This window comes from Mesobacillus sp. LC4 (genome assembly GCF_053543455.1).
Window position 1 is genome coordinate 564397 of the sequence record NZ_JBGCUB010000001.1, and the last position, 12195, is coordinate 576591.

The following is a 12195-nucleotide window of genomic DNA, read 5'->3' on the forward strand; positions in this document are numbered from 1 at the left end:
TTCATTGAAAATGATAATCAATAGTGCTACACTTTTCTTAAGATGAAAATTGTTCTCAATTAAAAGAACCTTAAGGATGGTGTCGGACCCATGGTTTCAATGATCATTGTTTCAACCATAGCAGCTTATTCCTTACTTATGAAATACGTACTTAGCAATGTACTAAAACCACATTAACCAACCATTTTCTCAATTAGATGAAAGTCCGGACACAGCGTCCGGGCTTTCTTTTTTCTTAAGGCGTAAATGTAATTATAGGAAAAGAGCGAAAAATCATATAAAATAAAGTTATTCACAATTTTGTCACAAGGGGTTAGAGGAATGGGCCAGACTATCGCACAGCAAGATCATAAGCTTCTTGGAAAGATCCTATCTTTATATAACTTAATGAATTCAAACCACGATGAAGATACAGCTGAAAAAGTAAAGGAATTGGGAAGAAAAGCTGTCGAAGAAGAATTCTCAATCGCTTTTTGCGGTCATTTTTCCGCAGGGAAATCGAGTATGATCAACAGGTTGATTGGCGACAACATCCTGCCATCAAGCCCGATCCCAACCAGTGCAAACCTGGTAAGGATTAAATCAGGTGCTGAATATGCCAAGGTCATCTTCAAAGAAGGCAGCTCACGCTTGTATCCGGCACCATATGATTATGAAACCGTCAAAACGTACTGCAAGGATGGAGAACAAATACAGGCAATCGAAATCAGCCATAGTGGGGCGGAGTTTCTTGAGCAGGCCGTCATCATGGATACACCGGGAATCGATTCTACAGATGATGCCCATAGGATTGCAACTGAATCAGCTCTCCATTTGTCAGACATTGTTTTTTATGTCATGGATTATAACCATGTCCAATCTGAGCTGAACTTTCTTTTTACAAAGGAATTAACAGATGCTGGAAAAGAACTGTATCTGATTATCAACCAGGTCGACAAACATCAGGATGCAGAATTGTCTTTTGACCAATTCAAGAGGAGTGTTGAAACTTCTTTTGCTGACTGGGGGGTAAAGCATGCGGGGATCTTTTATACATCGCTGAAAGACCCTGATGCTACTCATAACCAGTTCCAGGAGCTTCGTTCTTTTATCATGGAGCGAAAGGGAAAGAGAAAGGAAATTCTGCCAATTTCAATTTTTAAGTCGATGGAAAAACTGACCGAGGATCATTTGGCGGATCTGCAACAAAATGTTTCCGAAGAAATTGATCAATATGAAACGGTCCTTGAAGGAATTCCTGACAGTGAGCGGCAAAGACTGTCGGAGGAGTTAGATACAATAAAGAGGCATATTGAAAAAATCCAGATTGACCGGGACCCTGAACGGGAATTTCGTGAGGGACTCAATGATATCTTAAAGAACGCCTATCTAATGCCATTCCAGACCAGGGAGCTGGCGGAGGCTTATCTGCAGTCGAGGCAGCCAATCTTTAAAGTGGGCTTGTTGTTTTCAAAGCAAAAAACGGAACAGGAACGAACAGCTAGACTCGATAATTTCTATCGAGACCTGGAGGATAAAGTGCAATCCCAGCTGAACTGGCATATCAAGGACTTTTTATCTAAACTGTTCAAAAAGCATAATCTTTCCCAGACGGAGCTCCAGACAGCAGCAAATAATTTCAAGATTGACTTCCAAACTGAGCTGCTTTCTGAAGCTGTTAAACCTGGGGCGAGACTTTCAGGCGACTATGTCCTCAATTATACGAATGATGTCGCTGACGCATTGAAGAACCTTGCCAGAAGAAAGCTAGAGCCAATCAAGGAAAAGTTCATTGGCAATGTAAAAGGGCAAGGTGATGAAGAGGTAAATGAACTTCTCCAAAAAGAAGAAAAACTTGAGAAGCTCTTCTCTGCGTGGGAAGCTTTGCGTGCCATTCAGGAAACCTTAGCCGAACAACGCAGACTTGTATCGGAAATTCTGTATGGTCAACCGACAGAATTTCTGGAGAAAGACTATCATATTTTCAGGGCAGCCGAAGACGAGCCAGAAGTGATCCTAAAGGATGACACTTCCTCTTCAAACACTGCGAAGAAAAAGGCAGGCCCATCAGCTCAGGAAGTTCCTGTCGAGCAACGCGGTAATGAGATCGCACAATTTCATGAAGAACAACAACAGCTGGTAGAGAAAATGAATTATACCGCTGAACAGATCGAGAATATTCCCGGTTTGAAAAAAATCGCCCGTGAATTGAAAGAAAAAGCATCACGATTAAAGGAAAGAGAATTTACAGTTGCCTTATTTGGAGCTTTCAGCGCCGGAAAATCTTCTTTCGCGAACGCTCTCGTAGGTGAGCGGATTTTGCCGGTATCACCTAATCCGACTACTGCTGCAATCAATAAAATCAAGCCGGTGACGACTGAGCATCCTCACGGGACGGTCATAGTCAAGATTAAGAATGCTGATGAAATGCTGAAAGAATTGGATCGGTCTCTAGGATTATTCGGCAAGAATACAAGTGATTTTGAGCGAGCGATCGATCAAATCAATACTCTTGAATTCGAAGACAGCGGTTACAGTGCGGCAGAAAAAACACATTACTCATTCCTCAAGGCTTTTGCCAAAGGATTCAGCGATTTCAAAAATAGCTTTGGAGAACTGCTGTCTGTGGACCTCGAATCATTCCGAGGGTATGTTGCTGAAGAGGAAAAATCCTGTTTTGTAGAGTGGATCGAGGTTTATTATGATTGTGAGCTTACAAGAGAGGGGATAACACTTGTTGATACGCCTGGGGCCGATTCAATCAATGCACGCCACACTGGAGTGGCCTTCGATTATATCAAGAATTCAGATGCAATCTTGTTCGTGACCTATTATAATCATGCATTTTCAAAAGCGGATAGGGAATTCCTGATTCAGCTTGGCAGGGTCAAGGATACCTTTGAACTCGATAAAATGTTCTTTATTGTCAATGCCGTCGATTTGGCGAATTCTGAGGCAGAACGTTCGGACGTTTTGGAATACGTTGAGGATCAGCTTGTCCAATACGGAATCAGGAAACCTCATTTATTCCCTGTTTCCAGTTTGAGTGGGTTAAATGCGAAGCTGGAAGATAAGAATGGCGGAGACCAGCTCTTTAATCAATTTGAACGATCGTTTTATTCATTCATTGCCAATGACCTTATGAATATGGCTGTAGAGTCTGCAGAGGCAAAATGGGGTCAGGCGATCAATATGATCGAAGAAATGATCAGATCGGCAGAAGAAGATAAGGCGGCAAGGGCTGATAAACGCCAGAAATTAATATCACAACAAGAAGAAATGCTGCGTGTTTTATCTGAGAAGAAGCCATCGGTTCTTGAAGAACGCCTGATACAGGAAAGTGATGAATTGACTTACTACATTCGCCAGCGTGTCTTCATCCGATTTGGTGAATTCTTCAGGGAGGCCTTCAATCCAGCCCTTTTAAAGGACGATGGACGAAATATGAAGAAGGCTCTTGAAAGTGCGCTTGATGAATTGATTGATAGCATTGGATATGACCTTGCTCAGGAAATGAGGGCTACATCATTGAGGTCCGAGGCGTTCATTGTTCGGATCTTGAAAGAGTTCCAGGAAGCTTTGATAGCTGAATTCTTGAAAATTAATTCTTCAGTTTCCATCTCTGCCACGGAAAATGGTCCTTTAACCGGACTCGAGTTTGAAACAGCATACCAGGACATCGATCGTACGAGATTCAGGAAAACGCTTGGAATGTTCAAAAATCCTAAATCCTTCTTTGAAAAGAATGAAAAGAAATTTATGGCGGATGAACTAGAAAAGCTTTTACACGGACCAGCTGGGGATTATCTCGAAAAAGAGAATGCAAGGCTGAAAGGTCACTATCTGCCTGAACTGGAGCGGGAGTTTGCAAAAGTACAGAAGGATTTTTCAGAGCAAATCACCGAGTATTTTGAAGGAATCACCTCTGCACTTGATGATAATTTCTCGATTGATTCTGTAAAAACTGCGCTGTTGAAAATAAAAAACGATCAATAAGGGTTGTATGAGGTAATGACCAGTAACCGATTTCATGCATGTGCTACTTGTGTTAATTTTCAGGCTGAAAAACTGGAAGGGAAAATGAAATATCATTGCCTTAGGCTTGGCTATGAAACGAAAAGCCATTATCAATTCGCCTGCTGGGATCCAAAAGAACATGTGAAAAAACTGATGGTCCAAAAACAAACAAAGGAGTGAATGCCTTGCAATATCATATTGACTCAAAATGGCTTAATGAACGTCTAGGAGATAAGAATACGAGAGTCGTCGATTGCCGATTCAAGCTGGGGCATCCTGACGAGGGCAGATTGCTCTATGAACATAGCCATATTCCAGGCGCTGTCTATTTCGACCTGGAAAAAGACCTTTCTGGTAAAGTCGGGGAGCATGGTGGCAGGCATCCGCTCCCGGCTCTTAGTCAATTCAAAGAAAGGCTCCAGAATGCTGGAATTACAAACGAAAGCTTAGTCGTTGTATATGACGGCAAGGAAGGAGCATTTGCTTCGAGGATGTGGTGGCTACTGAAATATGTTGGTCATGAAAAAGTCTATATCCTAAATGGAGGCATTGTTGCATGGGAGAAGTCCGGCTATCCGACTGAGGATTCAGTACCGCATTATCAACAGACAAATTACATCATCCAAGAAAACAAGGAGATGCTTGCTTCTTTTGAAGAAGTAAAGGACCTCGCACTCAAAGGGACAGGTAGTGCTGCTCTTATTGATTCCCGTGAAAGCAGACGATATCTTGGAATCGAGGAGCCAATCGACCGGGTTCCTGGCCATATCCCCACAGCGATCAATAAACCGTGGATGGAAGGCTTCGAGAATGGTTTCTATAAACCATGTGACGAGCAGAAAAAGAGATTTGAAGACCTGGATCCTAATCAGCCAATCATCGTTTATTGTGGATCTGGGGTGACGGCAACACCGAATTTTATTGCCTTAAAAGAGGCTGGATTCAAGAATGTCAGGCTATATGCAGGAAGCTACAGCGATTGGGTGTCTTATCATGAAAATCCCGTTTCCAAAGGTGAATGATTCTTTGGAGAAAGTCTTCTTTCGACTCAGCCTTTTCACTGATTGAAGAATGCTTATTTTCGGAATATACAAGGGAACACCAAGAATTGTGATATAATATCAAAGTTGACTTTTACATTAAGACATAAATTTTTTAAAATAGAGCGTTCGCTCAATCTATCACATTGGAGGTACCAACTTGGAGAATAATAAGACTTCGCTAATGCTTGTTGATGGGATGGCTTTGTTATTCAGAGCATTCTATGCAACAGCTGTTTCCGGACAGTTCATGATCAATTCCAAAGGGGTCCCTACAAATGCGATCCACGGTTTCATTAAACACTTCGCGACTGCGGTGGCAAATTTCAAGCCCACCCATACGGCTGTTTGCTGGGATATGGGCAGCAAAACCTTCCGCACCGAAATGTTCAATAACTATAAAGCAAATAGACCTGAGGCACCAGTTGAGCTTCTCCCGCAGTTCGACCTTGTCAAAGAAGTAGTCGAAGCTCTGGATGTCCCTAACATTGGGTTGCCGGGCTATGAAGCGGATGACTGTATCGGCACGATTGCCAGGACGGCTAAGGAAGTCGATTCTGTAACGATTCTGACAGGTGATAAGGATATTCTCCAGCTGATTGATGATCGGGTTTCAGTCATCCTTCTTCAAAAGGGTTATGGCAATTATCAAGTACATGACCGCAATAGCCTCTTTGCCGAAAAGGGAATCTGGCCTGAACAGATGATTGATTTAAAAGCCTTCATGGGAGACCCGAGTGATAACTATCCTGGAGTCCGAGGAATCGGTGAGAAGACAGCTGTTAAACTTCTTCAAGAGCATGGAGATGTAGAAGGGGTCATCGCGAACCTGCATCAGCTGACAAAATCACAGCGTGCTAAAATCGAAGCTGATCTTGAAATGCTTCATCTAAGCAGGCAGCTTGCGGAAATCAAATGTGATGTACCTGTTGAGTGCAAGATGGATGAAGCCCTATTCAAAATTAATCGTGATAAGCTTCTCGCCAAGTTCAATGAAGTGGAACTCAGAGGGCTGCACCGCCTGTTTGAAAATGACTCTATATACGCTTAATGAAAACGGCTGGTACTATACCAGCCGTTTTTTAGCGTTTAGCTTACTTCACTACTTTGTATTCTTCTTCTTAGCTGCATTTTCGAGCTTGGACTTTGGCTCTTCAGCAAATTCAGCATCTTGTCCGTAACCTTGCGGGGTTACTCCGGGTGCCTTAATGCCTCTGTTTCCCTTTTTACTCATGATCAGCAATCCCTCCAAAAAATTTTTTGTTTAAAAATGCCGAGAAATGAGAATTAACCTTTATAGGTTGTCTGCTTGTTACAGCTTAATCCTTATTATGAACGAGCAAGAATAAAAGCAATCATTTTTCTTCAAAATAACATGGAGGTGACGGATGATGAACAAAGGTGCAGTTATTGCTATTTCAAGTATTGGCCTTGCTCAGGCCTTAAAAATACCGTTTCATTATGCAAAGACACAGGAGTGGAAGCCAGATTTATTTTTGGCAAGCGGCGGAATGCCAAGCTCCCATTCAGCTGGTGTATCTTCTTTAACCACATATGTTGCCCTTACAAAAGGTGTTCGATCGATTGACTTTGCATTATCCCTCGTCTACGGCATGATCGTCATGTACGATGCCCAGGGGATAAGAAGACAAACGGGAGAGCTCACTTTAAAAGTAAATGACCTTGATGAATTAATTGATAAAATCCATGAGGATGACCCGGTAGAGTTTGAAGAAAAATCCCCGGATCCATTGAAGGAAATGCTTGGCCACCAGCCAAAAGAGGTGCTAGGCGGAGCCCTTTTTGGCATGGCGATGGGAATTGCAGGATACCTTTTAACAAAAAAACGGTAGAAAAAGATCGAATGTTGCGGTAAAATTTTACTAGAAGTTGGCTTGGAGAGAGGATTGATTCAGTCAGTGCGGACAGTTGAAGATTACTTGCTTCATTTGAAGAGCAAGGGGTTCCAGTTGCGTGAGGACGCCATCGGCTTTATATTTTTTGGTCAGCAGTATACGAATTCAAGCGATGAAATTACTAACGCCGCGATTGAAATTACCTTAAAAGCTCAAAAAGGTTTTGATGGAAGCTTCTTTGTTTCATTACTCGAGACGTTTGCATCTAATAAAATTTATTCCCGCAAAGCAGCGTTACAGTATGTAAAAAAAATCGAGCTTTTAGCCGTATAATCGAAAAGCGTAAGCGCCGTGGTAAGCCCCGACAAGCGCTGGAGGGTCTGGCAGTGAAGTCGTTCTTTGACTTCATTGACAGGACCGAAGCGACTCGAGGGGATAGGCGCTGGAGCTGGACAATTCTCGAAGTAGAAATTATTTAAACTAAATTAAGGAGAGGCTGATTCCAGAGCATTATGCTTTGAAATCAGCCTCTTTTTTAGGGGATAGTTTTCGAATGAATCTTTCGAATTTGCCAGGAGGCAATTCCGCGAATACCATACCCGCAAATATTAATACACAGCCGGCAAGAGCGCTATATGTCAGGCGCTCATCTGCCCAGAAGTAAGCCGTGATTGCCGCAAAAACAGGTTCCATCGCAAAAATCAAGGCGACTCGAGTAGCAGTCGTATGTTTTTGGAAATTCGTCTGGATAAAAAAGGCCAATGCCGTTGCAAGAATAGATGTAACCAGCAGGGCTGCCACGACATTCGTTGAAAAGATGACATCAGGGTTGAATGCCCTTTTCCAATCTTCAAAAAAGACAGCTGAAATGGCTGATAATGCCGCTACAGTTGCAATTTGAACCGTAGTTAAAAGGAGTGTAGGATAACTGCTGCTGTATTTTCCGGTAAAAACGATATGAAGGGCAAATCCTGCCGCGCAAATCAGAACGAAAGCATCTCCGATATTAAGGCTGGACACATCTGAAATTGTTAAAAGATAAAGTCCCGCAGTTGCTGCCGAAACACCAGCGATCGAATTTATACTAGGCCGCTGTTTCAGGATTCCGAGCATTAACAAAGGTACCAGGACAACACTCAATCCAGTGATAAATCCCGCCTTGGATGAGGTCGTATAAAGCAAACCTAATGTCTGGAAAGCATAGCCGATGAATAACCAAAAACCCAACATGATCCCGGATAAAAGTAATTTTTTATCCAGCTTTTTTAGTTGTTCTTTTTCAAAAAACATAAGCCAGAGTACTAACAGGATGGCTGCAAAGGCAAACCGGACTGCGTTGAACGATTGTGGCTCGAGAAAAGAGATCGCATTTTGTACAAGAACGAATGTGGCGCCCCAGATGAGGGCTACAAATAGTAAGCTTAAATCCGCAAAAGATGATGCTTTCATATTAGTCTTCTGTTCCTTTCATGTTGTTCTCCCTTACAGCCTTCCTTGCCAGTTCGTCCGCTGTCTTATTTTCACTCGATGGAATCCATTTCATGAAAAACAAATCAAATTGTCCGGCAAGATTCATTGCTTTTTCCAGAAGAGGGGCATAAAGCTTGTTTTTTACGAACTCCTTTTCTACTGCTGCATTAACGAGCTGTGAATCGGTTCTGAATGATACCACACGGAAACCTTTTTCAAGACAGATTTCCAATGCTTTTATAAATGCATGATATTCAGCTTCATGGTTAGACATGACCCCGAGAGGGATGGAGTATCTGAAAACTTCTCCTTCTCCTTTTATAAAAATACCAGCACCGCTTGGTCCAGGGTTGCCAGCACTTGCGCCATCAATATAGACTTCGAACAACAAAGATCACTCCCGGTTGGTTTGTACAGATAATAGTTAGTGTATCATAATAGGAGCGATATTTTATAAAAATATACTATCAGCAAAACCGATTCATCGTCCCTTTTTCATTGTAACGTGGTCTGAAAATGGGTAAGATAACTAAAAATAAGCCATTTGGCAGTGCGAAAACAGATTCAGAAAGCGGGGGAGAATTCATGAAGTATAAATTAGAATGGGAATATAAAGCAAAAGGAATAGAACCCATCCTGTTCAGCTCCGATTTTCTTGATGGTGAGCATGCACTTCAGGCTGGTGAAGAGCTAGATAAATCGGGTAAAGCTGGAGAGATATCTTTCATAGATGAAATCGGCACTTCGTGGACATTGAAGGAAATGCGCAAGCTTCTGGAAGAAGTGGAAGAAGAGCCTCATGACCTTACTGTTTATTTTGATGGCGGTTTTGATAACTATAATCATAAAGCAGGACTCGGCACCATAATCTACTTCAAGCAAGGAAAGAAAAAATACAGATTGCGAGCCAATGAAGTGTTCGATGAGCTTGAAACAAACAATGAAGCAGAATATGCTGCTCTATATTTTGCCCTCACCATCCTTGAGGAAATGGGTGTTAAGAACATGACCTGTGAGATAAAAGGTGATTCCCAGGTAGTTCTTAAGCAGTTAGAGGGAGAGTGGCCTTGTTATGAAGAAACCCTTAACCGTTGGCTCGACAGAATCGAAAATAAAATTAAAGAGCTTGGCTTGCATCCGAGATACAATCCGGTAGGCAGAAAAGAAAATAAAGAGGCTGATAAATTGGCGACTCAGGCACTGCAGGGTAAAATGATTAACAGCAAGATGCAAATATTATAACCAGGAGGGAAAGGCGGTAATTCAGTGACGCGTAATGAAATCCTTGCCGAGGTAGAAACATTGCTCACTACATACTGCAATGGCTGCTTCCTCAAAAAGCTCCACCGGCAAGAAAACGGTAAAAGACATGCCCACCGGTTCTGCATCAATGAATGCACCGTTGGGGAGAAAATAAAAAAATGCGGGCAAAAACTATAGTTTGGTTCGTTCGCGTGGTAACACCTTTATAGACATTTCAGCAGGAGCGTGAGCGCTAAATGTCCAAGAAACAACCCTTAATGGACATTTCAGCAGGAGCACAGAGCTAATATGTCTAAGAAATAGACTTTTATGGACATTTCAAAGGGAGTTTGAAGGAGAAATGTCTAAGAAAGGGCGTTTTATAGACATCTCAGTGGAATCGCGAAGCCAAAATGTCTAAGAAAGGGCTTTTTATAGACATTTCAGCAAAAGAGCGAAGTCAAAATGTCTAACAAAGAGCCTTTAATCGAGACTGAGGTGTATAATTGTCAATGAATCATGAATTTAAATAATCAAAAAAGGCTGGCGTCAAGCGCCAGCCTTCAACTTTTTTAAATTATAGTTTTACCACGTTAGCAGCTTGTGGTCCGCGATTTCCTTCGACGATTTCGAAAGAAACTTCCTGACCTTCTTCTAATGACTTATATCCGTCACCCTGGATTGCTGAGAAGTGAACGAATACATCGTCTCCGCCTTCTACTTCGATGAAACCGAAACCTTTTTCATTGTTGAACCATTTTACTTTACCGTTTTGCATGTTAAACTTTCCTCCCATGTCTTTCGTGACACAAAATATGTGCCAAAGTTGAATATTATCATCTAATGGATACAGCTGCAGTTTTGACACGGCAAATATAATCTATTAAATGATGTCTTAAATATACAATATGGGAAAGGATTCAGTCAAGAATGTAAGCGTATTACAAACTAAATAATCTTAAAATTAAGTTAATTTAAAATAAATTGAAATTCACCCAGCTTTAGTTCCTATTTTCGGAAATATTTGTTATTATTTTCTTATTAGTACTTTAACTAAGCCTGACAGAAGTGTGAAAATTCATAGGCTAGAAGTCTATTAAAAGCTAAGAGGAGGGTACGAATGAAGAAGACCACTCCACCCACGTTGACGTCCTTGACTGATCATCAAATTGATGCATTATTGGATACAATCAGGAATGGCAATGCCGTTCAGGACCACACACCTCAGACTGCAGTAAATAAAAAGCTTGATTATATATCAAAGAAAATCGACGATGCCTCCATGCAAATGGAAGAGATCTTCGATATTGTGGCAAAGACAGGAGTTGTCCCTGTTAGTGAAATCAGGAATGAGATCATTCCTGTCATCAGACAGGCGGCGGAAATTCCCCATATCTATCACCTTTTCTACGAGCTGAAAACTCAAGATGAGTACACATACAGGCACACAGTTTGTGTGGGCATCATCTCTACATTGATAGGGAAATGGATGGGTTTGGAACAATCGGAGCTCCATGACCTTGCATTAGGAGCGACACTCCATGATATAGGGAAAGCCCGTATCCCTGCCAGCATTTTGAACAAGCCAGGCAGGCTGACACAGGAAGAATACAACGAAATGAAACGCCATACAGTGTATGGTTACCGGATGTTGAAGGATATTCCAGAGCTAAATGAAAGAGTTGCCCTGATTGCTCTGCAGCACCATGAGCGCGAGGATGGTGGAGGGTATCCGTTCAGCCTTCGCAGCGAAAAGATAGACGAGCTTGCAAAAATCGTTGCGATTGCAGACGTTTACCATGCGATGTCATCCTCAAGGGTCTATCACCAGGCGGAGCCTTTCCATATTGTCATTTCCCAGATGCAAAATGATGTATTTGGTAAATTCGATCCGAAGATTATGCTCGTTTTCCTGTTCAGGATTATGGACAGCCTTGTCGGAAGGCGTGTTCTCCTTAGCGATGGTGAAGAAGGTACAATCCTGATGGTTGACCCATTCGAGCCGTTAAAGGCACTGATTAAAACGGGAGATACACTCGTTGACCTCCGTCTTAATCGCGGCTTGAGGATTTCGAGAGTCCTAAATGATTCAATCGTAGGGGTATAATCTGCAAATGCACTTCATATCTTTTATTAGTCAATGATGATGAATTAAAAGGGTGAGGGCATGTACCGCTTTTCGATAGGTGATGAGGATTGGATCATCATTTTTTCTCAGCATCTTTCACTTGAGCAAGCAGAAAAGGAAGAAATCATCCGTTCCATTGCGATTATGGGTCCCCAGTGGGCAGCATTCAGCCATGGAGAGTCATTTGTGATTTTCCAGAAGCTGGTCGGGGCAATCGTGGTACGGATCGAAAAGGTTCCTTCGCTGATATTAACCGTTTCGGCAGTGGTTAACAGGAACCGTTGGTACATCAATGACAACAACATAGTCGAACCATTTGAGGAATAACATCTTAAAGGCAGCTGATCCATTCAGCTGCCTGTTTATTTTTTACTAGTTAAAATACAGGCTCATGCAGACACACTGCAATAAAAGTCCTTTACGCTTTTGTCGAAAAAAAGATAAAATAGAGGACGAAGCTTAA

13 protein-coding genes are annotated in these 12195 nt (G+C 42.0%); 9 read left to right on the top strand and 4 right to left on the bottom strand.

What is annotated here, in order from left to right; genetic code table 11:
* Positions 1-321: 321 nt before the first annotated feature.
* From AB5I83_RS02895 to AB5I83_RS02905, 3 genes are all read left to right on the top strand, one after another.
* Positions 322-3975: a dynamin family protein gene (locus AB5I83_RS02895; RefSeq protein WP_448972680.1), complete on the top strand. Its 3654-nt coding sequence runs from the start codon at positions 322-324 to the stop codon at positions 3973-3975.
* Between the two features lie 206 nt (positions 3976-4181).
* The gene (locus AB5I83_RS02900; RefSeq protein ID WP_448972682.1) at positions 4182-5018 is read left to right on the top strand and encodes a sulfurtransferase; all 837 of its coding nucleotides are present in this window, start codon (positions 4182-4184) and stop codon (positions 5016-5018) included.
* A 178-nt stretch (positions 5019-5196) separates the two neighbouring features.
* Entirely contained in the window at positions 5197-6087 is an 891-nt protein-coding gene (locus tag AB5I83_RS02905; RefSeq protein WP_448972684.1) for a 5'-3' exonuclease, read from the top strand.
* Positions 6088-6138: 51 nt separating this feature from the next.
* Here AB5I83_RS02905 and sspL read toward each other — a convergent pair whose 3' ends face one another.
* Positions 6139-6270, bottom strand: a complete 132-nt coding sequence (gene sspL / locus AB5I83_RS02910; protein WP_167831306.1) for a small, acid-soluble spore protein L — start codon at positions 6268-6270, stop codon at positions 6139-6141.
* Positions 6271-6427: 157 nt separating this feature from the next.
* Here sspL and AB5I83_RS02915 point away from each other — a divergent pair, with 157 nt between their 5' ends.
* Both AB5I83_RS02915 and AB5I83_RS02920 read left to right on the top strand, forming a co-directional pair.
* Positions 6428-6889 carry a divergent PAP2 family protein gene (locus tag AB5I83_RS02915; RefSeq protein WP_167831670.1) on the top strand — a complete coding sequence of 154 codons (462 nt, stop codon included), beginning with the start codon at positions 6428-6430 and terminating at the stop codon, positions 6887-6889.
* A 54-nt stretch (positions 6890-6943) separates the two neighbouring features.
* Positions 6944-7225 carry a DUF6123 family protein gene (locus AB5I83_RS02920; protein ID WP_448972686.1) on the top strand — a complete coding sequence of 94 codons (282 nt, stop codon included), beginning with the start codon at positions 6944-6946 and terminating at the stop codon, positions 7223-7225.
* 177 nt (positions 7226-7402) lie between these two features.
* Here AB5I83_RS02920 and AB5I83_RS02925 read toward each other — a convergent pair whose 3' ends face one another.
* On the bottom strand, positions 7403-8341 hold the full coding sequence (locus AB5I83_RS02925) for a DMT family transporter (protein ID WP_448972688.1): 939 nt from the start codon (positions 8339-8341) through the stop codon (positions 7403-7405).
* Position 8342: 1 nt separating this feature from the next.
* On the bottom strand, positions 8343-8750 hold the full coding sequence (locus tag AB5I83_RS02930) for a reverse transcriptase-like protein (RefSeq protein ID WP_167831304.1): 408 nt from the start codon (positions 8748-8750) through the stop codon (positions 8343-8345).
* A gap of 197 nt (positions 8751-8947) precedes the next feature.
* On the opposite strand from AB5I83_RS02930, the gene AB5I83_RS02935 reads away from it, so the two are divergent.
* A complete protein-coding gene (locus AB5I83_RS02935; RefSeq protein WP_448973887.1) occupies positions 8948-9604 on the top strand; it encodes a reverse transcriptase-like protein in 657 nt (218 codons plus the stop codon).
* 24 nt (positions 9605-9628) lie between these two features.
* The gene (locus tag AB5I83_RS02940; RefSeq protein WP_448972689.1) at positions 9629-9802 is read left to right on the top strand and encodes a zinc-finger domain-containing protein; all 174 of its coding nucleotides are present in this window, start codon (positions 9629-9631) and stop codon (positions 9800-9802) included.
* 379 nt (positions 9803-10181) lie between these two features.
* On the opposite strand, the gene cspD is transcribed toward AB5I83_RS02940, so the two are convergent.
* Positions 10182-10382 (bottom strand): cold-shock protein CspD, encoded by a 201-nt coding sequence (gene cspD, locus AB5I83_RS02945; protein WP_023627628.1) that lies wholly within the window; start codon positions 10380-10382, stop codon positions 10182-10184.
* A 342-nt stretch (positions 10383-10724) separates the two neighbouring features.
* On the opposite strand from cspD, the gene AB5I83_RS02950 reads away from it, so the two are divergent.
* Entirely contained in the window at positions 10725-11711 is a 987-nt protein-coding gene (locus AB5I83_RS02950; protein WP_448972691.1) for an HD-GYP domain-containing protein, read from the top strand.
* Between the two features lie 60 nt (positions 11712-11771).
* Positions 11772-12059, top strand: a complete 288-nt coding sequence (locus AB5I83_RS02955; protein WP_167831301.1) for a hypothetical protein — start codon at positions 11772-11774, stop codon at positions 12057-12059.
* The last annotated feature ends 136 nt before the right edge of the window (positions 12060-12195 follow it).

Excerpts from the sequence above, each read along its gene's own strand:
- AB5I83_RS02950 (WP_448972691.1), top strand. The coding sequence starts at position 10,725 with ATGAAGAAGACCACTCCACCCACGTTGACGTCCTTGACTGATCATCAA.
- cspD (WP_023627628.1), bottom strand. The coding sequence starts at position 10,382 with ATGCAAAACGGTAAAGTAAAATGGTTCAACAATGAAAAAGGTTTCGGT.
- AB5I83_RS02895 (WP_448972680.1), top strand. The coding sequence starts at position 322 with ATGGGCCAGACTATCGCACAGCAAGATCATAAGCTTCTTGGAAAGATC.
- sspL (WP_167831306.1), bottom strand. The coding sequence starts at position 6,270 with ATGAGTAAAAAGGGAAACAGAGGCATTAAGGCACCCGGAGTAACCCCG.
- AB5I83_RS02935 (WP_448973887.1), top strand. The coding sequence starts at position 8,948 with ATGAAGTATAAATTAGAATGGGAATATAAAGCAAAAGGAATAGAACCC.
- AB5I83_RS02915 (WP_167831670.1), top strand. The coding sequence starts at position 6,428 with ATGAACAAAGGTGCAGTTATTGCTATTTCAAGTATTGGCCTTGCTCAG.
- AB5I83_RS02925 (WP_448972688.1), bottom strand. The coding sequence starts at position 8,341 with ATGAAAGCATCATCTTTTGCGGATTTAAGCTTACTATTTGTAGCCCTC.
- AB5I83_RS02955 (WP_167831301.1), top strand. The coding sequence starts at position 11,772 with ATGTACCGCTTTTCGATAGGTGATGAGGATTGGATCATCATTTTTTCT.